Annotated in this window: 20 protein-coding genes; 13 read left to right on the top strand and 7 right to left on the bottom strand. The window is 63.2% G+C overall.

What is annotated here, in order from left to right; translation table 11 throughout:
* The first annotated feature begins 15 nt into the window (after window positions 1-15).
* The 7 genes from xdhB to Q1B16_RS02595 all read left to right on the top strand — a co-directional run bounded on the left by xdhB (window position 16) and on the right by Q1B16_RS02595 (window position 8,440).
* Complete coding sequence (xdhB, locus tag Q1B16_RS02625) at window positions 16-2,427, top strand: xanthine dehydrogenase molybdopterin binding subunit (protein WP_299784658.1); 2,412 nt, start codon at window positions 16-18, stop codon at window positions 2,425-2,427.
* Window positions 2,417-3,358 (top strand): xanthine dehydrogenase accessory protein XdhC, encoded by a 942-nt coding sequence (xdhC, locus tag Q1B16_RS02620; RefSeq protein ID WP_299784657.1) that lies wholly within the window; start codon window positions 2,417-2,419, stop codon window positions 3,356-3,358. Before xdhB ends, xdhC begins: the two co-directional genes overlap by 11 nt.
* The gene (locus Q1B16_RS02615) at window positions 3,325-4,848 is read left to right on the top strand and encodes an ABC transporter ATP-binding protein (RefSeq protein ID WP_299784655.1); all 1,524 of its coding nucleotides are present in this window, start codon (window positions 3,325-3,327) and stop codon (window positions 4,846-4,848) included. Before xdhC ends, Q1B16_RS02615 begins: the two co-directional genes overlap by 34 nt.
* Before the next feature lie 153 nt (window positions 4,849-5,001).
* The gene (locus Q1B16_RS02610; protein ID WP_299784653.1) at window positions 5,002-6,090 is read left to right on the top strand and encodes an ABC transporter permease; all 1,089 of its coding nucleotides are present in this window, start codon (window positions 5,002-5,004) and stop codon (window positions 6,088-6,090) included.
* Window positions 6,087-6,341, top strand: coding sequence for a hypothetical protein (locus Q1B16_RS02605; protein WP_299784651.1), 255 nt, complete (start codon window positions 6,087-6,089; stop codon window positions 6,339-6,341). Before Q1B16_RS02610 ends, Q1B16_RS02605 begins: the two co-directional genes overlap by 4 nt.
* Window positions 6,342-6,344: 3 nt before the next feature.
* A complete protein-coding gene (locus tag Q1B16_RS02600) occupies window positions 6,345-7,277 on the top strand; it encodes an ABC transporter permease (protein ID WP_299784649.1) in 933 nt (310 codons plus the stop codon).
* A 62-nt stretch (window positions 7,278-7,339) separates the two neighbouring features.
* Window positions 7,340-8,440 (top strand): BMP family ABC transporter substrate-binding protein, encoded by a 1,101-nt coding sequence (locus tag Q1B16_RS02595; RefSeq protein WP_299784647.1) that lies wholly within the window; start codon window positions 7,340-7,342, stop codon window positions 8,438-8,440.
* 289 nt (window positions 8,441-8,729) lie between these two features.
* Here the strand turns inward: Q1B16_RS02595 and Q1B16_RS02590 are convergent, their stop codons facing one another.
* On the bottom strand, window positions 8,730-9,773 hold the full coding sequence (locus Q1B16_RS02590) for a LysR family transcriptional regulator (RefSeq protein ID WP_299784645.1): 1,044 nt from the start codon (window positions 9,771-9,773) through the stop codon (window positions 8,730-8,732).
* On the opposite strand from Q1B16_RS02590, the gene Q1B16_RS02585 reads away from it, so the two are divergent.
* The 4 genes from Q1B16_RS02585 to pepT all read left to right on the top strand — a co-directional run bounded on the left by Q1B16_RS02585 (window position 9,772) and on the right by pepT (window position 12,328).
* Window positions 9,772-9,996, top strand: a complete 225-nt coding sequence (locus tag Q1B16_RS02585; protein WP_299784643.1) for a DUF1127 domain-containing protein — start codon at window positions 9,772-9,774, stop codon at window positions 9,994-9,996. The two genes, Q1B16_RS02590 and Q1B16_RS02585, sit on opposite strands and share 2 nt — an antisense overlap.
* Window positions 9,986-10,213 carry a DUF1127 domain-containing protein gene (locus tag Q1B16_RS02580; RefSeq protein ID WP_299784641.1) on the top strand — a complete coding sequence of 76 codons (228 nt, stop codon included), beginning with the start codon at window positions 9,986-9,988 and terminating at the stop codon, window positions 10,211-10,213. The genes Q1B16_RS02585 and Q1B16_RS02580 overlap by 11 nt, the downstream gene beginning before the upstream one ends.
* Before the next feature lie 183 nt (window positions 10,214-10,396).
* Entirely contained in the window at window positions 10,397-10,948 is a 552-nt protein-coding gene (locus tag Q1B16_RS02575; RefSeq protein ID WP_299784639.1) for a GNAT family N-acetyltransferase, read from the top strand.
* 141 nt (window positions 10,949-11,089) lie between these two features.
* A complete protein-coding gene (gene pepT, locus Q1B16_RS02570) occupies window positions 11,090-12,328 on the top strand; it encodes a peptidase T (RefSeq protein ID WP_299784637.1) in 1,239 nt (412 codons plus the stop codon).
* A 1-nt stretch (window position 12,329) separates the two neighbouring features.
* Here pepT and Q1B16_RS02565 read toward each other — a convergent pair whose 3' ends face one another.
* On the bottom strand, window positions 12,330-12,737 hold the full coding sequence (locus Q1B16_RS02565) for a cytochrome c (RefSeq protein WP_299784635.1): 408 nt from the start codon (window positions 12,735-12,737) through the stop codon (window positions 12,330-12,332).
* 136 nt (window positions 12,738-12,873) lie between these two features.
* Between Q1B16_RS02565 and Q1B16_RS02560 the strand changes: the two genes are divergently transcribed.
* Window positions 12,874-13,578 (top strand): DUF1194 domain-containing protein, encoded by a 705-nt coding sequence (locus Q1B16_RS02560; protein WP_299784633.1) that lies wholly within the window; start codon window positions 12,874-12,876, stop codon window positions 13,576-13,578.
* 84 nt (window positions 13,579-13,662) lie between these two features.
* On the opposite strand, the gene Q1B16_RS02555 is transcribed toward Q1B16_RS02560, so the two are convergent.
* From Q1B16_RS02555 to Q1B16_RS02540, 4 genes are read right to left on the bottom strand one after another with little or no spacing between them, the layout of a single operon-like run.
* A complete protein-coding gene (locus tag Q1B16_RS02555) occupies window positions 13,663-14,142 on the bottom strand; it encodes a DUF6505 family protein (protein WP_299784631.1) in 480 nt (159 codons plus the stop codon).
* Window positions 14,139-14,846: a biotin/lipoate--protein ligase family protein gene (locus Q1B16_RS02550; protein WP_299784629.1), complete on the bottom strand. Its 708-nt coding sequence runs from the start codon at window positions 14,844-14,846 to the stop codon at window positions 14,139-14,141. Before Q1B16_RS02550 ends, Q1B16_RS02555 begins: the two co-directional genes overlap by 4 nt.
* Window positions 14,843-15,907 carry an Mrp/NBP35 family ATP-binding protein gene (locus tag Q1B16_RS02545; RefSeq protein ID WP_299784627.1) on the bottom strand — a complete coding sequence of 355 codons (1,065 nt, stop codon included), beginning with the start codon at window positions 15,905-15,907 and terminating at the stop codon, window positions 14,843-14,845. Before Q1B16_RS02545 ends, Q1B16_RS02550 begins: the two co-directional genes overlap by 4 nt.
* Before the next feature lie 2 nt (window positions 15,908-15,909).
* On the bottom strand, window positions 15,910-16,101 hold the full coding sequence (locus tag Q1B16_RS02540; protein ID WP_299784625.1) for a DUF6494 family protein: 192 nt from the start codon (window positions 16,099-16,101) through the stop codon (window positions 15,910-15,912).
* Window positions 16,102-16,200: 99 nt separating this feature from the next.
* Between Q1B16_RS02540 and Q1B16_RS02535 the strand changes: the two genes are divergently transcribed.
* Window positions 16,201-16,962, top strand: coding sequence for a hypothetical protein (locus tag Q1B16_RS02535; protein ID WP_299784623.1), 762 nt, complete (start codon window positions 16,201-16,203; stop codon window positions 16,960-16,962).
* A 78-nt stretch (window positions 16,963-17,040) separates the two neighbouring features.
* Here the strand turns inward: Q1B16_RS02535 and Q1B16_RS02530 are convergent, their stop codons facing one another.
* Window positions 17,041-19,011 (bottom strand): 4Fe-4S binding protein, encoded by a 1,971-nt coding sequence (locus Q1B16_RS02530; RefSeq protein ID WP_299784621.1) that lies wholly within the window; start codon window positions 19,009-19,011, stop codon window positions 17,041-17,043.
* Window positions 19,012-19,023 lie beyond the last annotated feature (12 nt).

Here is a 19,023-nt window from a genome sequence, read left to right as displayed (position 1 = left end):
ACCAGAGGTTTGCAGATGAGTATTTCGAAACCCCTGCCCCACGACGCCGCGCGGCTGCACGTGACCGGGCAAGCCCGCTATGTCGACGACATCCCGACGCCCAGGGCCACGCTTCACCTGGCCTTCGGGCTGAGCACCATCGCCGCCGGGCGCATCACCACCATCGACCTCGACGCGGTGCGCGCGGCACCCGGTGTCGCGGGCGTCTGGGAAGCGAAGGACCTGCCAAGCGATTGCGATTGTTCGCCCTCGAACCACGACGAGCCGATGCTGTCGGGCAATACGATCCAGTACCTGGGCCAGCCCGTGTTCCTGGTCGCCGCCACCAGTCACCTCGCCGCGCGCAAGGCGGCGCGTCTGGGCAAGATCACCTATGCCGAACGCGACGCGATCCTCACCATCGAAGAGGCGATGGCCGCCGATAGCCGGTTCGAGGACGGGCCGCGCATCTGGGAAAAGGGCGATCCGGGAGAGGCCATCGACACCGCCCCCCGCCAGATCAGCGGCGTGATCGAGATGGGCGGACAGGAGCATTTCTATCTCGAAGGCCAATCCGCCATGGCGCTGCCGCAGGAAGGCGGCGACATGGTGGTGCACGCCTCGACCCAGCACCCAACCGAGATACAGCACAAGGTGGCGCACGCGCTGCACCTTCCGATGCATGCGGTTCGGGTGGAGACCCGTCGCATGGGCGGCGGCTTCGGTGGCAAGGAAAGCCAGGGCAACGCCTTGGCCATCGCCTGCGCCGTGGTAGCGGCGGCAACCGGCAAGCCCGCCAAGATGCGCTATGACCGCGACGATGATTTCATGATCACGGGCAAACGGCACGATTTCCGCGTCGAATACCGCGTCGGTTTCGATGATCGGGGCGTGATTTCCGGGATCGAGTTCGAACACTACACAAGGTGCGGCTGGGCGCAGGATCTGTCCCTGCCGGTGGCCGACCGCGCGATGCTGCACGCCGACAACGCCTATCACCTGCCCCATGTTCGGATCGAGAGCCACCGGCTCAAGACCAACACCCAGAGCGCAACCGCCTTTCGCGGTTTCGGAGGGCCGCAGGGGATGCTCGGGATCGAGCGGGTGATGGACCACATCGCGCATGAGCTGGGTCTGGATTCGGTCGCGGTACGGCGGGCGAATTACTATGCGGCTGAGGTCGAGGGGGGCCAGCCCCCCGCGCCTGCGGCGCCCCCCGGGAGTTTACCGGGCAAGATGAAGGAGCAGGACATCGCCTCCCGCGGATCGGAGGAGCTTGTCGAGAACACCGGAGCCCAGGCCGCCGACGCGCCGCAGACCACGCCTTACGGCCAGGTGGTCGAGGATTTCATTCTCGGCGACCTGACGGACCGGTTGCTGGCCTCGTCGGACTACGACGCACGGCGCGCGGCTGTGGCGGAGTGGAACGCGGGAAACGCGGTGATCAGAAAAGGGCTCGCCTTTTCGCCGGTGAAGTTTGGGATTTCGTTTACGCTCACGCATCTCAACCAGGCCGGTGCGTTGGTACATGTGTACCAGGACGGTTCGATCCACATGAACCACGGCGGCACCGAGATGGGACAGGGTCTGTTCCAAAAGGTGGCGCAGGTGGCCGCCGATCGCTTTGGCGTGCCGCTGGAGATGGTGAAGATCACGGCCACGGATACGGGCAAGGTGCCGAATACATCGGCCACGGCGGCATCAAGCGGATCGGACCTGAACGGCATGGCGGTCAGGGCCGCCTGCGACACGATCCGCGACAGGATGGCCAATCATCTGGCCAGTTTGCATCAATGCGACGCGCGCGATGTGGACTTCGCTGACGGCAATGTGACCGTGCAGGGCGAAAGCTACAGCTTCGCGCAGGTCGCGCAACTGACATACGAAGCGCGCGTCAGCCTGTCCGCGACCGGGTTCTACCGCACGCCGAAGCTGAGCTGGGACCGGATCAAGGGTCAGGGAAGGCCGTTCTACTATTTCGCCTACGGTGCCGCCGTGAGCGAGGTGGCGGTGGACACGCTGACCGGCGAGTACCGCATCCTGCGCACCGACATCCTGCATGACGCGGGATCATCGCTGAACCCGGCGCTCGATATCGGGCAGGTCGAAGGCGGCTTCGTGCAGGGTGCGGGTTGGCTGACAACCGAGGAACTGGTCTGGGACGAGGCAGGCCGGCTGCGCACGCATGCACCGTCGACTTACAAAATCCCCGCCTGTTCGGACCGGCCGCGCGTGTTCAACGTGGCGCTGTGGGACGGACGCAATCGGGAGGACACGATCTATCGCTCGAAGGCGGTGGGCGAGCCGCCCTTCATGCTGGGCATGTCCGTGTTCCTGGCGCTGTCGGATGCGATTGCGTCCTGTGGTGAGGGATACCCGGCGCTTGACGCACCGGCGACGCCGGAACGGGTGCTGGCCGCCATCACACGGGTGCGCGATGGCCTTTGATCTCAATGCCTTGCGCGCCGCCGTCGACGCACATGGGCGCGTTGCCCGGGTGGTGATTGCCGAGGTTCAGGGGTCCTCCCCCCGCGAGGTGGGTGCCGCGATGCTGGTCTGGGACGACGGGCAGTCGGGGACCATCGGCGGCGGTGCCTTGGAGTATCAGGCGGCGGGTCTGGCGTTCCACCGCGAAGGGTTCAGCCGTCATCCGCTTGGTCCCGAACTCGGCCAGTGCTGTGGCGGCGCGGTGACGCTTCTGACCGAAATCTATGACGCGGATCGCCTCGCCGCGCTTGACGGGGAAACCATCATCGCGCGCGGTCCGGGCGAGATGCCATTGGCCGTCAAGCGGCTGACAACCTGCGCCCGCAATCAGGGCGTCGATCTGCGCCCGCGCATGGTGCAGGGCTGGTTCGTCGAGCCCTTGGCGCGGCCCATGCGCCCCGTTTGGATCTGGGGTGCCGGGCATGTGGGGCGAGCTTTGGTCGACGTACTGGAGCCAATCCCGGAATTCAGCCTCACCTGGGTCGATACCGCGCCGAACCGGTTTCCCGACACGATCCCAGACGGCGTGAACGCCCTGCCCGCCAGCGATCCGCTGCGCGTCGTGCAACACGCGCCGAGCGATGCCGCCCATATCATCGTCACCTATTCCCACGCCCTCGACCTGAGCCTGTGCGACGCCCTGCTGCGGCATGGCTTCGGCTTCGCCGGGCTGATCGGGTCGGACACGAAATGGGCGCGGTTTGACTCGCGTTTGCGCAAGCTGGGCCATTCCGACGCTCAAATATCTCGCATTTGCTGTCCGATTGGGCAAAAATCCCTTGGCAAACACCCGCAAGCGATTGCTGTCGGGGTCGCAGCGCAGCTATTGAGCTTATCAACGACCAAAGCAGGTGCCGATTGTCCAACTCACTTCTCAGCCTCTCGGGCCTGACCAAAGCCTATCCCGGTGTCGTCGCCAATGACGACGTGTCCTTCGACATTCGCGAGGGCGAGATCCACGCGTTGCTGGGCGAGAACGGCGCGGGCAAGTCCACGCTGGTCAAGATGATCTACGGGTTGGTGAAACCCGACAGCGGCACGATGACCCTGCGCGGCGCCCCCTATGCGCCGCCCGAGCCGAGTGCCGCGCGAAAGTCCGGCGTGGCGATGGTGTTCCAGCATTTCTCGCTCTTCGACGCGCTGGACGTGGCCGAGAATGTCGCGCTGGGGATGGAAACCCCTCCACCCCGCCGCGATCTGGCCCGCCAAATCCGCGAGGTATCGGAAACCTACGGCCTGCCGCTCGATCCGTCGCGCACCGTGGGCACGCTGTCGGCGGGCGAACGGCAGCGTGTCGAGATCATCCGCTGCCTGTTGCAGAACCCCCAGCTGCTTATCATGGATGAGCCGACTTCGGTGCTGACGCCGCAAGAGGTCGAGATCCTGTTCGAGACCCTGCGCAAGCTGAAATCCGAAGGCACGGCGATCCTTTATATCAGCCACAAGCTCGAAGAGATCCGCGCACTGTGCGATCACGCGACGATCCTGCGGCTGGGCAAGAAGGTGGCCACTTGCACCCCGTCCGAGACCACGGCGCGGGCAATGGCGGAAATGATGATCGGGTCGAGCTTTGCGTCGCCTGCGTCAAAACACCTGACGCCCGGAGACGTGCTCCTGCGGGTGGACAACCTGACCATGCCCGCGCCCGGCGCTTTCGGCACACCGCTGCGCGGCATCAGCTTTGAGCTGCGCGCGGGGGAAGTGCTCGGCTTTGGCGGCGTGGCCGGCAACGGGCAGGACGAATTGCTGCTGGCGCTGTCGGGCGAACGAACCAGCCCGCGCGGCACGATCTGGGTCAAGGGCGCGGATGTGAGCCGCGACGGGCCGGTGGACAGGCGCGCGGCCGGGTTCCTGACGGCACCGGAGGAACGCTTGGGCCATGCCGCCGCGCCCAACATGAGCCTGACCGAAAACGCGGTGCTGACGGCGGGGAGGCGGCAGAAGTTGGTGAAAAACGGCTTCATCAACTGGACCCGCGCGGACCGGTTCGCCGCCGACGTGATCAAGCGTTTCGACGTGCGCACCCCCGGCACCCATGTCGCGGCGCGCGCGCTTTCCGGTGGCAACCTTCAGAAATTCGTCATCGGACGCGAGGTGGCGCAGGACCCGGATATCCTCGTCGTCAACCAGCCGACCTGGGGGGTGGATGCGGCCGCCGCGGCGGCGATCCGGCAGGCGCTGCTTGATCTCGCCTCCAAAGGAGCCGCGATCCTCGTGGTGAGCCAGGATCTCGACGAACTGCTTGAAATCGCGGACCGTTTCGGCGCGCTCAACGAAGGGCGGCTGTCGGCCCTGAGGCCTGTGGCGGATCTGAGCATCGAAGAAATCGGTCTGATGATGGGCGGCGCGCATGACATGGAGGTGGCCCATGTGGACGGTTGACGCGACAGGCCGGTATCCTTGCAAATCTGCAAAGTCGAATTTGCATATTTTTGAAAAGAAGAAGCGTGATGCTCGCGCTGCCCCCCAGGTTTCTTCTTTTTCCAAATATGCACGGCCCAACACCTGCCACGTCCTGCATCGCGGGAGCATCCAATGATCCGTCTGGAAAAGCGCCCACAACCATCGAAGGCGTGGACCGTGGCGACACCGATTCTTGCCGTGATTCTGACTATGATCTTCGGCGGCATCATGTTCGGCCTGATCGGCACGTCCCCTTTCGAGGCGATCCGCACGATCTTTTGGGATCCGCTGTTCGATCCGACGTTCGCCGCGTTTTCGCGGCCGCAGCTTCTGGTGAAAGCGGGGCCGCTGATCCTGATCGCCATCGGGCTATCCATCGGCTTTCGTGCAGGCATCTGGAATATCGGGGCCGAGGGCCAGTACATCATGGGCGCGATCTTCGGGGCGGGTGCGGGGCTCGCGCTCTACCCGATGGAGTCGGTGCTGATCCTGCCGCTGATGATCCTCGCAGGGGCATTGGGTGGCTGGGCCTGGGCGATGATCCCGGCGCTTCTCAAGGTGAAGTTCGGCACCAATGAAATCCTCGTGTCGCTGATGCTGGTCTACGTCGCCGAGAACCTGCTAGCCTCGGTATCATCCGGCATCCTGCGCAACCCCGAAGGCATGGGCTTTCCCGGTTCACGCAACCTCGCACAATGGTCGTCGTCGCAGAACCTCGAACTGATCCCGAATACGGGGATGCATCTCGGGGTCCTGACCGCCTTCATCGCGGTGATCTTGGCCTACGTCTTGCTGACGCGTCACATCCAGGGCTTCAACATCCGCCTGACCGGCGAAGCCCCGCGCGCGGCGAAATTCGCGGGGGTGTCGCCAGCCCGCACGGTCCTGTTCTGCCTTGGCCTGGCGGGTGCGTTGGCCGGGATGGCCGGGCTGTTCGAAGTGACGGGTCCGGCCGGTCAGATCACCATCGACTTCGGCTCGGGCTACGGCTTCACCGCGATCATCGTGGCCTTCCTGGGCCGTTTGCACCCGGTGGGCATCCTGCTGGCGGGCTTGTTGATGGCGCTCACCTATATCGGTGGCGAGTTGGCGCAATTGATGCTCGGCGTTCCGGGCGCGTCGATCCAGTTGTTCCAGGGGATGCTGCTTTTCTTCCTGCTGGGGGTCGATGTGCTCACCAACTACCGGGTGCGGTTCGGCAGTGGCGAGGTGCGGGCATGACCCAGATTTGGACCAACATCCTAGAGGGTGTCAGCGCATTTCTGGCCGGAGTCGCACTGCGGCTTTCAGCCGTCTGGCTCGGAAACTTGCCCATCCTGGCGATGCTCGTCCTCACCTTGTCGATCTTCGGTTGGATCTTTGCCAAGACCCGTTTTTCACGAGCCCGCTACACACCGGGTCTCTGGCGGGTTCAGATGGCGATGATCTGGGCCGTCCTAGGCTTCAACCTTGCCACATTTCTGGAGGGCTGACCCATGGACCTGAGCAACATCAACCCTATCCTTCTGGTCGCCTCCATCATGATTTCGGCCACGCCGATCCTGTTGGCGGCCATCGGGGAAATGGTGGTCGAGAAATCCGGTGTCCTGAACCTCGGCGTCGAGGGCATGATGATCACCGGTGCGGTGATCGGCTTCATCGTCGCCATCAACACCGGCGCGCCTTTGCTTGGGTTCGTCACGGCGGCAATGGCAGGCGCGGTTCTGTCGCTGTCCTTTGGCGTGCTCACACAGGTGTTCCTGTCGAACCAGGTGGCCACCGGGCTCGGCCTTACGCTGGTGGGGCTCGGCCTGTCGTCGCTGCTGGGCAAGCCCTACGAGGGCATGAAGACCGTCACGCTACCTAAGCTCGATATCCCGATCCTGAGTGACCTGCCGGTGGTGGGGCGCATGTTCTTCAGCCATGACATCATGGTCTATATCAGCCTCGGCATCGTCATCGCGGTCTGGGCGTTTCTGAAGTTCACCCGTGCCGGGCTGATCCTGCGGGCCGTCGGCGAAAGCCACGAAAGCGCCCATGCGCTTGGCTACAAGGTAATCCGCGTACGCCTTGCCGCGATCATGTTCGGCGGGGCCTGTGCCGGACTGGGAGGCGCGTATCTGAGCCTCGTGCGCGTGCCGCAATGGACGGAAGGCATGACCGCCGGTGCAGGCTGGATCGCGCTTGCCATCGTGGTCTTCGCAAGCTGGCGCGCGGGGCGCGTTCTGGTCGGAGCCTATCTTTTCGGCGGCATCACCGTGTTGCAGCTGAATCTGCAAGCCGCCGGATTGACATGGGGCGTGCAGTACTTGTCGATGTCGCCATATCTGATAACGATCCTCGTGCTTGTTTTCATCTCGTCCAACCGCAAGCGCAGCAGCCATGACGCGCCGGCGAACCTTGGACAAACCTTTCACGCGACCCGCTAGGAAAAGCGGGCGCTGCCATACCAACGGGGCATCTGCCGCCCCCACCAACCGGGAGACCATCTATGATCCGCAGAACTCTGCTTGCCACCGCAGCCGCGGCCGCCACGCTGGCCGCTGCCCCCGCCTTTGCGCAGGACCCGCTTGAGGCGTGTTTCGTCTATGTCGGCCCGATCGGCGATGGCGGCTGGACCTACCAGCACCACCAGGGCGCGCTGGCCGTGAAAGAAGAATACGGGGATGCCGTCAACATCCGCTGGCAAGAGAGTGTGCCCGAAGGCGCCGACGCCGAGCGTGTGATCACCCAGATGGCGATTTCCGGCTGTGACATCATCTTCACCACCTCCTTCGGCTACATGGACGCGACCAATACCGTTGCCGCCAAGTTCCCGGACGTGAAGTTCGAACACGCCACCGGCTACAAGCGCGAGCATCCGAACGTCTCCACCTATAACGCACGCTTCTACGAAGGCCGTGCCGTGGTGGGCCATATCGCGGGCAAGATGACCGAGACCAACAAGATCGGCTATATCGCGTCCTTCCCGATCCCCGAAGTGATCATGGGCATCAACTCCTATTATCACCACGCCAAGATGGCGAACCCGGATGTGGAACTGGTCGTGACCTGGGCCTACACATGGTTCGACCCCGCGAAAGAGGCCGACGCCGCCCGCGCGATGCTCGATCAGGGCGTTGACGTGATCACCGCGCATACCGACTCCACCGCGCCGCTGGCCGAGATCGCTAAGGAAGGCGGCAGCGCCTGGGGCTTTGGCCAGGCATCCGACATGGCTGCCTTCACCACCAACGACGACGGCACACCGGGTCCGCGCGTGGCCTCGATCATCGACGAATGGTCGCCCTACTACGTCAAGCGCGTCGGCGCTTTGATGGACGGCACCTACGAGCAGGTCGACAGCTGGGCCGGGATGCCGGAGGGCGAAGTCGTGATCGGCGAGATGAACGACGCCATCCCCGAGGACGTGAAGGCCGAGGCACAGGCGATGATCGACGCCATCACCGCAGGCGAGTACCACCCCTTCACCGGCCCGATCAACAAGCAGGACGGAAGCGCATGGCTCGCCGAGGGTGAGACCGCCGATGACGGCACGCTCTTGGGCATGAACTTCTACATCGAAGGCATCACCGGCGATATTCCGAACTGATTTCGACAGGTCATTGAAGGACGACAGCGCCCGGGGGAAACCTCGGGCGTTTTTGCGTTGAGACAGGGAGCCGAGATGACCGTTCGGTGCCGTCGGTTCGATGACATTCATTCAGAAGGCGGCGAAGGTCCAAAATGAGCCCGGAACAACGGATGCTTCACAACCGACCAATGTACGCTATTGGATTGCGGTGTTCGGTCAGTTCTCTTGCAACTTCGACGCTCTTTTGACCATTCCCGGCAATTGGGGGCCGATTAGTTCGAAGACCACCGAATGCTTCAATCGCATATTACCCAGTCATTCGGTAGGCGTCGAAGTTGTTAAATCGCCGCACCAGATAATCAACAAATGCCCGCGTTTTCGGAGCGAGATTGCGCCTGTCGGCAAACATCACAACGATATCCGTGCTGGGCGGCGCATATTCTGGCATGACATGGACGAGTTCGCCGGTCTCAAACTTCCGATTTGCCATGTAGCAGGGCAGTCGCGCGATCCCGATCCCTGCAAGCGCGGCCCGAAAGACAACATCAGTGCTGTTGCCCTCAAAATTCCCATTTGCTTCAAACCTGTCTCCGGTCATCGGTTCAACACTGTTCCAGGCGTTCCTTTGGCTTTTACCCGCAACTCTAAGGCAATTGTGTCCGGACAGTTCGGCGAAATTTGTTGGTACGCCAAACCGCTCAAGGTACGTTGGCGAGGCGCAAAGCACCCTGCGACTCTGCATGATGCGCCTTACAACCATATCGGGATGCTTGCGTTGCTCAGCAAAGCAAATGGCCGCGTCGAATCCTTCAGCAGGAAGATCGATTTCCCTATCCGTCAGGTCCAACGAGACCTGAACCTCCGGGTACTCTTCCATGAACTCAGGCAGCACAGGGATCAGTTGGGACTTACCGAACGCAACTGTGGATGCGATTTTGAGTTCTCCGCGCGGTACACCATCCAGGTTGTGGATCATCGCTTCGGCCTCTCTGAACTTTTCAGCCATGGCCTTGCATTTTTCGTAGAACTCTTGGCCCTCTTGCGTCGGCGATACACCGATGCTTGTCCGATTGAGCAGGCGGTAATGAACCTGATCCTCAAGGAGTCCGATCTGTTTGCTGACGGCCGAAGGCGTCTGCCCCATTGATCTCGCAGCAGCAGAAATACTACCGTGCTCGACGACTGTCGCAAAGATCAGCATTTGTGCAGAAATGTCCATGTCATGCCCTTTGCTGTTCCAATCCGGCATGGGGGTATTGCCAAGTCGCCAGATTGTGAGCGCTACCAAATGCGCGTACTTCTGCAGTGCAGCATAAATACTGCGCTGCGGCAATATACGAGGCACTATCATGGCAATCACACGATCAAACAGTGGGCTGGATGTCGTTTTCGATGCTGGCCGCACGTTCTTTCATCAAAAACTGGATCACTTTCGCAAGGCACAGGCCAAGCGGCGGGTCTATCGCGCAACCTGTCACGAACTCTCGGTCCTGTCCGACCGTGATCTGAGAGATCTGGGCATTCCGCGCGGCAATATCCAAAGAGTGGCGATGGAGGCGGCCTATGGCCTTTAGCACCCATACAGCCGGACCTGAACGCGGTCGCGTCGTCGTTACATCAATCGCGCTGTTGGCGTGGGTTGGGAACAAGGCGAAGGCGGCCTTGAAGGCGCTTCAAATGGCTCGAATGCTCTCCACGCTTTCGCATATGAGCGACTACCAGCTCGCTCAGATCGGTATCTCCCGATCCGAAATCCCGGCATATGCCGAGAAACTGATGGCTGACGAATAAAGGCGCACGCCTTCAAGTCAGAAGCAGACACGAAACGTGCTGGTTCTCGCTCCTCCCAGAGTAAGCCAGCACAGGCGGTGGCGAACACATCAAAAGGGAGCGCCAACGCAAAGAGAGCCAGCGTCTTCATCTCCTCCCGAGGGTGCTGGCCCGAACCAACCTGCCAAGCAGGAGCCCCGAAGGATGCGCGATAAGAGAACCCCACAGGACCTCGTGGTCCGTCGACTCCGTTCCGCCGACCAAGAAGATATTTGCGAGCATTTTCTTCGGCTGGATGTTCAGACGCGCCGGGCAAGGTTTTGCGGCGGCGCGAGCGATGAGTCGGTCCTGAGATACGCCCGAAACCTTCTTCGGTACGACAGCATCGCATGTGGCGCATTTGTCTCTGGGCATCTGAGGGGAATTGTGGAGCTGCGCGGCCTCTTTCATGCCTGGCCATCAAGGACCGAAGCCGCCTTCTCTGTCGAGGCAGAGTGGCAAAGCATCGGGATTGGCGATGCCCTCTTTGAACAGATGTTCGCAATGGCGCGGAATAGGGGTGTGATGACAATTGAAATGATGTGTTTGAAGGATAACAGCCACATGCGCCATCTCGCAGCGAAGCATAATGCGCGGCTCCTGGTTGACTGTGAGACTGTTGAAGCAGTCTTACACCCTAGCTGGCCGACACCGTGTTCCATTGCGAAAGAGATCATCGCGGAAACCAGGGGATACTCGTATCTGCACTTTGGGTAAGCGCTTAGACGCAGTTCGGATCGAAAGAAGCCATTAATCAGGTCTGGTTAGACGGCAGCAAAGTCCCGCTCTCCTGCGCACACCTCTTGACTCTCCCCCGCCCCTCCGGCCCCTAATTTGCCGAAGCGACAGGAGCCGCCCATGCACACCTTCCACGAAGAGCTGAAATCCCGTCTCATCCGCTATTGCGCCATCGACACCCAGTCGAACATGGACAGCGCGTCGACGCCCTCGACTGAGTGTCAGCACGCGCTGCTGAACCTGATGGTCAAGGAACTGACCGAGATCGGTGCCTCCGACGTGACGAAGACCAGCTATGGCACCGTCATTGCCACGATTCCAGGCACGGCGCCCGGTCCGACGATCGGGTTCCTGGCCCATGTCGACACGGCACCGCAGTTCAACGCAACCGGCGTCAAGCCACGCGTGATCGAGGGCTATAACGGCGGTGACATCACCTTTCCCGACGACCCCGAACTGGTGCTCACACCTCAGGACTCCCCCTATCTGGCGGAAAAGGTCGGGGATGATATCGTCACGGCCTCGGGGCTGACCCTGCTTGGCGCGGATGACAAGGCGGGGATGGCGATCGTCATGACCGCAGCGCGGCATCTTCTGAACACGCCGGAAATCCAGCGCCCGACGATCCGCATCGCCTTCACCCCGGACGAAGAAATCGGCCGCGGCGTAGATGCGAACCTGCCCGCCGATCTGGGTGTGGATTTCGCCTATACCTTCGACGGGCAAGAGCTTGGCGAAATCGTATACGAGACCTTTTCGGCGGATTTCGCGGTCGTGACGGTGGAAGGTGTGTCCATCCATCCCGGCAACGCCAAGGGCAAGCTGGTCAACGCGATCCACTTAGCGTCGAAAATCGTGGACACGCTGCCGCATGTCAGCATGACACCCGAAACCACCGACGGAACCGAGGGCTTCATCCACGCGGTCGACATGCAGGGCAACGCCGACAGGATGGTGCTGCGCTTCATCCTGCGCGATTTCGAACGGGACGGGCTGGAGGACAAGGGCGCGCTTTTGCGGCAGGTCTGCGACACCATCGCGGCGACCGAACCCCGCGCCGGGATCACCTGCACCATCACACCGCAATATCGCAACATGCGCTACTGGCTGGAAAAGGACATGACCCCGGTCGAGCTTGCCCGCGCGGCGCTGACGGATCTCGAGATACCCGAAAAATCCGTCCCGATCCGGGGCGGCACCGATGGATCGCGCCTGACCGAGATGGGCGTGCCCTGCCCCAACCTCTTCACGGGCATGCAGAACATCCACGGCCCACTGGAATGGGTATCGGTGCAGGACATGGCACAGGCCACGGCGCTCTGCCTGCGCATTGCCGAACGCGCAGCAACGCCTGTGTGATCTATTCGGTGACCTGCACCGATTGCAGGTATCCCACCAGATCGGCAATCGGCTCTGACACCAGAATCGGCTGACCGCTGGGTAGTTTCATCGGCGTGTTGGCCACGCCCTCGAAATAGGGCCCGTAGACCGGCATCGGCGATCCGTGGCTGACCAGCGGATCGGTGCCGTCGATCCGGTTGAGCACGCGCTCCAACGGGAACTCACCGTCGTGGCGCGATGCCAGCCTCGTCAGGTCCACCGGTTGCAGCACCAGCGCCGGGGCAAGCGGCCCCTGCCCGTTGGCATCCGCCCCATGGCAATTCGCACAATGGGTCTGGAACAGGCTGCGGCCATGATCGACATCCTGCGCCGCCAGCGGCGTTGCGGTCAGTCCGAAAAGGGCAAGGCAAGCAAGGGCATGTCGCATGGGAGGTCCTCCAAATGTCGCAGTTTCAAGCAAAGCCTGACAGACCGCGCACAATTCCGCGTTGATCCGGATCAAGCCTTTTGCGGTCCGGCTGGAACGCGCTAGCTTTGGCCAAGTCAGTCATGAGGATCCGTCAATGCGCTATTTCCTTTTTGCCCTGTTGTTCTGCCTGTCCACGCCCGCGTTCGCGCAAGATACCGATCTCGAACTGGTGCTGCTGGCCGATGCCTCCGGCTCCATCGACCAGCGCGAGATCGATTTCCAGCGTCAGGGCTATGCGCAGGCGATCACCGACCCCGAGGTTCTGGCGGCGATCGCCAGCACCGCCTATGGATCAATCGCCGTCACCTACGTGGAATGGGCCGCCAATCAGGCCGTGGTCGCCGACTGGACGCTCATCGACGGGCCGGACAGCGCGACGCTTTTTGCTGCCGAACTGCTCAACAAGCCGCGTCAGGCCTATGGCCGCAACGCCATCGGGGCGGCCCTTTTGGAAGGGTTGCGGCTCATGGACACCAACGATTTCGACGGATGGCGGCGGGTGATCGACTTTTCCGGCGACTCGGTAGGCAATTTCTCCGGGCCATCCATCGCCGAGGCGCGCGAGACCGTGGTCGCAGCCGGTGTGACGATCAACGCTTTGCCGATCCTGCGCCCCGACGATCCGGGCCGCGCGCAAGGCGGGCTCGAGGCGCAATACGAGGCGCAGATCATCGGGGGGCTGGGGGCGTTCGTCGTAACGGCCGAAAACCGCGATTCCTTTGCCGAAGCGGTGAAGCGGAAGCTGATCCTCGAGATCTCGGGGCAGATGCCAACGCGGGATGTGGCGGGGATGCGTTAAGTGCACGTCATCCTCGGGCTTGACCCGAGGACCCCTGGCCCATGAGATCCTCGGGTCAAGCCCGAGGATGACCGCTCGCTTATTCTACTCGTCCAGAGAGCCGTGCACCGCGAGCAGCGTCATGTCCGCCTCTTGCGGTTCGATCACGCGGAACGCCTCTTTCACTCCCGCCTCGGTCAATTCACGGCTCACGGTCAGCAGCGTGTTCGGCGCGTGTTCGTCGCACAGCTCGGCCATATGGGCGATCTCCGCCTCGGCCACCGGACGCGCGGCGTCGACCGACGGCGCGCCGTACATATCGACGAAATGCTGCGCGAGGCCCTGCACCAAAGCCTTATGCTCTGCCGGTTCCATCTGCGTCACGGCAACGAAGCTGACCCGGCCAAAGGTCTCGGCCCCCAGCCAGCCATTGGTGAACGCCTGCTTCGCGCGGCCCTCGAGATCGGCCTCCGACCAGTTGGAAAACTCGAACCCGCCCGAGATGCACCACTCCCCTGTCCGCGCCGGGGAATGAAACACGCGCTGGTCGCTTTCGTCGAAATGGATGGCACGGGCGAGGTTCATGAACGGATCTCCAGAAGGTCGGTCACCGGCAGAAGCATGGTCTGCCCGCCGGTGCGAAGCAAGAGGCCAAGCTTTTCGTCGAGGCCAAGGAAATGGCCCGAGCGGCCCAGAAACGTGCCGTCCTGCCCTATCCCATGCGCCAGACCGGACCATTCGGCGTGGAGCGGCCCCATGCCCTCGCTCTCCCAGCGGCTGATCCAGTTGAGCAGATGCCGCGACCAGCTTTCCAGCAGATCGACTGGGGTCAGGTCGCCGCAGCCCTCGCTCATCAGGTCGGTCTCGTCGGGCGTTTCGCCACCCGCAGTGCTTTCGCGCGCGAAGATCAGTTCGAACCCGGTGACAAGCCATCCCGGCTCTGTCCCTGTATCCGAGGTATCCGTCGCCCCGCGCACCGTGCCACAGAGACCTCTGTTCACCCGGATCGGCCCGTCCCAGCACAGATGCACGGCAAGCTCTGACGGACCAAGCGCGCCCAGCGCGTTCTGCACCGCCACCCCGGTCAGCGGCAGCATCGCCGCCGCATCCGCCAGCGGCACTTCGGGCGCCAAAACGATCGCGGCACGCACCCGATCCGGCGATGCGTCATACAGGATCGTGCCCGCGTCGCAGCCCGCCGCCGCCTCGGCGCAGGCCGCCTCGAACGGGTCCGCCCCCGCCGCGTTGATGCCCTGCATCAGGGGCGGAAACGACGGGCCTGATGTCATGCCTTGCCAGCGTCGATCAGTTTGCGCGCCAGATCGCGGAATGCCTGCGCCTGTGCGCTGTCGGGTTTCGACACGACGATGGGAGCGCCGCCATCAGCCGCCTTGCGGATGTCGAGGTGCAGCGGGATTTCGGCCAGCAAAGGTACGCCGAGTTTCGCCGCCTCTGCCGCAACGCCGCCGTGGCCGAAGATGTGTTCCTCATGGCCGCAATTGGAGCAGATATGTGTGGACATATTCTCGATAAGTCCGACAATCGGCACGTTCATCTGGTTGAACATGTCGATCCCCTTGCGCGCATCCATCAAGGCCACGTCCTGCGGGGTCGAAACGACAACCGCCCCATCAACATGCGCCTTCTGCGACAGGGTCATCTGCACATCGCCGGTGCCGGGCGGCAGGTCCACCAGAAGCACATCCAGCGCGCCCCATTGCACCTGCATCAACATCTGCTGCAACGCACCCATGAGCATCGGTCCGCGCCAGACGACGGCCTGACCTTCGTTCACCATCAGACCCATCGACATCATCGTCACGCCGAAATTGCGCATCGGCAGGATGGTCTTGCCATCCGGGCTGGCAGGGCGCCCCGAGACGCCCAGCATCCGTGGCTGGCTGGGTCCGTAGACATCCGCATCCAGCAACCCGACGCGCCGCCCTTCGGCGGCGAGCGCGCAGGCAAGGTTCGCCGACACGGTGGATTTGCCCACGCCGCCCTTGCCAGAGGCAATGGCGATGATGCGATCCACACCGGGGATTTTCTCTGGCCCCGCCGGTTTCGGCTTGGCCCCGCCCTTGAGGTCAGGCGGCGGTTTCGGCGCGGAATGGGCGGTCATCACCGCCGACACGCTGGCCGCACCCAGCGCCTTGACCGCATCCTCGGCGGCTTGGCGCACCCAGCCGTAGGCTTCGGCCTTGTCCGGGGCCACTTCGACCACGAAACGCACCGCGTCGCCATCTACATTGAGCGCCCGCACGACACCTGCGGCCACGATATCCTGTCCCGAGACCGGATCGGTCACGGCTTTCAGTGCGGCCAGAACCGCATCACGCGTCAGTGCCACGGTCAGTCTTGTCCCTTGATCGTACCGGTCACGACATGCTCGAGGTCCAGACCGTCGATGGTCAGCACCACCTTGGCGTCAAAGGTCTTGCCGCTGGTCTCGGCGTTGCGCATCGCCTCTTCGATCGCCTGCTGGGAGGTGACCCCAACCTGCTTGAGGAACTTGCGCATGGACATGTTGAAATCGTCGCTCATCGGTTTTCTCCCTTGGGCATCCGCTCTTTATCGGCGAGCTAGAGCGTTGACGGGTGTAAGCCACCGCCTTTAGGCTTTCAAGCGAGGAGGCGCACCAGAATGACCGCGACCCGATCTATTCCGGCTTTTGTCCTCGGCGCGATGGCGAGCCTTGCGCTTGCCCTGCCCGCAAAGGCGCAGGACAAGGCGTTCACCCTGCACGCGCCCGCAGCGCTCGTCGAAAGCGGATTGCTGGGCTACATCCTGCCGCGCTTCACGCTCAAGACCCAGACACGGATCACGCTGACCGGCCCGGATGCACCTGCCGATGCCCGGTTCGGGGAGTCGGGGATCATCGCCTTCGAAGGGCTGGACAGGGTCTGGCGCTTCGATGCCGGAGAGGATCCCGACGCGCAGCGCTTTGCCGACTGGCTGCGCTCGGACGTGGGGCGCAACACCGTGGACAGCTACGAGATCGACGGCGCGACGGTCTTCACCTCCGAAGTGGAGGTCCAAAAGGTCGTGGTCGAGGTGTCCTATGACGGCGACGCCCTGCGGGGGGAAGAGGTGTCGCTGTCCCATTGCGGCCGCTGCCACGTGGTGAGCGACAAGAACCGCATGAACTCCATCGGATCGACGCCCTCCTTCGCCGTTCTGCGCACGCTGCGCGATTGGGAGGATCGGTTCCAGGCGTTCTACGTGCTGAACCCGCATCCGGCCTTTACGCAAATCGCGGATGTGACCGAGCCTTTTGATGCGACCCGCCCCTCTCCGATCCACGCCGTGGAAATGACACTTGGCGATCTGGAGAACATCATGGCCTTCGTGCAGGGCATCGCCCCGGCTGATCTGGGGCGTCCGATCCAGTCGATGCAGGATTGACGCGGGAACGCCCCTCCGATGGCGTTGCACCGCGATTTCGAAATCGCGAAACAAGCGCGTTCGAACGCGCTTGCCCGCTCAATGATCCTTGCGTTTCGAGTAGGGCGTTTCTTTCAGGTAATCATCCGTCGTGCGGGGGATGCGTGGCGCGCCCATTGCAAACGGGTTGTTCTGCGAATGGTACTGCGCCTGGATGCGGCAATTGTCGCACATCTGAATCATCTTCGCCGCATCGCTTGTCGCGAACATGGAATGTTTGCCCGCAAGCTTTTCGGTGATCTTCTCGATGGTCGATTTCACCCCGAACAGCGCGCCGCATTCGATGCAGGCAAACGGCTCTTCCTCGTTCAGCACCACTTGATTGAACGCCGCGTCGGTGAGGTTCATGCGCGGCTCCAGCGTGATCGCGGTCTCCGGGCAGATGGTGGCGCAGATCCCGCATTGCAGGCAGGCGTCCTCCTGGAACAGAAGCTGCGGCAGATCCGGGTTGTCGCCCAACGCGCCGGAGGGGCAGAGCGACACGCAGCTCAGGCACAGCGTGCAAGCCTCTTTGTCCACCAGAACCGCGCCGTAGGGGGCACTTTCCGGCAGCGGCAGCAATTCGGCCTCGGGCATCATCGCCTTGGCGGCGACGCGGGCCACCTGGCGGCGGGTGCCGATGGGCAGGCTCGGGGTGGCGACGGGCTTCGGTGTCTCGCCGCCATAAAGATGATCACTGAGCGCATCGGGATCGACCATGTCGAGCACCTGCACCCGGCCGCCACCCGACAGCGCGTTGGCCAATGCGGCCTCATGTTCGGGCGTATCGCGTTCGGTGCGCGGGGCCAATAGGACATCGACCGACGCGAAACCGCAGCTCAGCGCAGCCATCATCTCGGCATGACCGAAGGCGGCGAGGCTGTCCGTCGCGAAGGGGATCACGTCGGCGGGCAAGCCCCGACCGAAGCGGGCGGCAAGGCCGATCATCTCGACCCCGTGGTCGGCGTCATGCACCAGCAGGCGCGGCGCGGTGCCACCAGCCTTGCGGTAGGTCGACGACAGCGCGTCCAGCCGCCGGAATACCGCCGACACCGGCGGCGCGTCATAGGCGATGGCCCCCGACGGGCAAAGCGCCGCGCACGCGCCACAGCCCGCGCAGATCATCGGGTCGATGGCAACATGATCGCCCGCCGATGTGATCGCGCCGGTGGGACAGATGTTGAGGCATTTGGAACAGCCGGTCTGTTCTGCGCGGCTGTGGGCGCAGAGTGCGGGTTCCAGCGCGATATAGAGCGGCTTTTCGAACGTGCCGACCATCTGCGCGGCCTCGGCCAGCGCTGCTGCCACGGCGACCGGCCGACGCGGATCGGCGCGCAGGTAGCCTTCGCGCTTGTGCGGCGCGGGCACCATCGCGGGATCGCCAGTGAGGTCGATCACCAGATCGCATTCCGACACCGCCCCGTCCTTGGGATCGCTGAACGCAAACGCGCCGCGCCCGCCGGGAAGAAGCTGCGAAAACCCGTCGATCCGCACCTCGAACTGGCCCAAGGCGCCGGTCAGGTTGCGCACCCGCCCCCGCACCACGTCAAAGCGGCGGTCCACCGGCACGTCCGACCCATCAGTCTGTAACACCGTCACCGCCAGCGTGTCGCACAGCTGCGCCGCCGCCGCGAACACCGCGTCACCCGCGCCCACGATCAGGCAGGTGCCTTCGCTGACCACGTCGATAACCTTGGGCACCGGCAGGTTCAGCACCGCCTCAGCCGCAAGCGCGGCCTGTTTCGGGCCTGCCTTGGCGGCCTGATCGCTCCAACCGGCGCGGTCGCGGATATCGACCAGCGCGGGCGCATCGACGCCCAGCTCTTCGGCCAGCATCTCGAAAAACGCGCTTTCCTGCGCACAGGCGATCATCACATCGCCCGCCTCGATCGCCTTGGCGGTGGTTTCCGCCTGCGCGCCGCAGAGGTTCGTGTAGACTTTGGACGGTTCGAGCGATGTCGCAGCGCCGATGGCTGTGGCGTCGACGGTTTGACTGCCAAGGCAGTCGCAAAGAAGCAATCTGGTTCCCATGTCGGCCCTTTC

Source organism: uncultured Marivita sp. (assembly GCF_947488135.1).
GTDB lineage: Bacteria > Pseudomonadota > Alphaproteobacteria > Rhodobacterales > Rhodobacteraceae > Marivita.
This window is presented reverse-complemented; position numbering and strand designations above follow the sequence as displayed.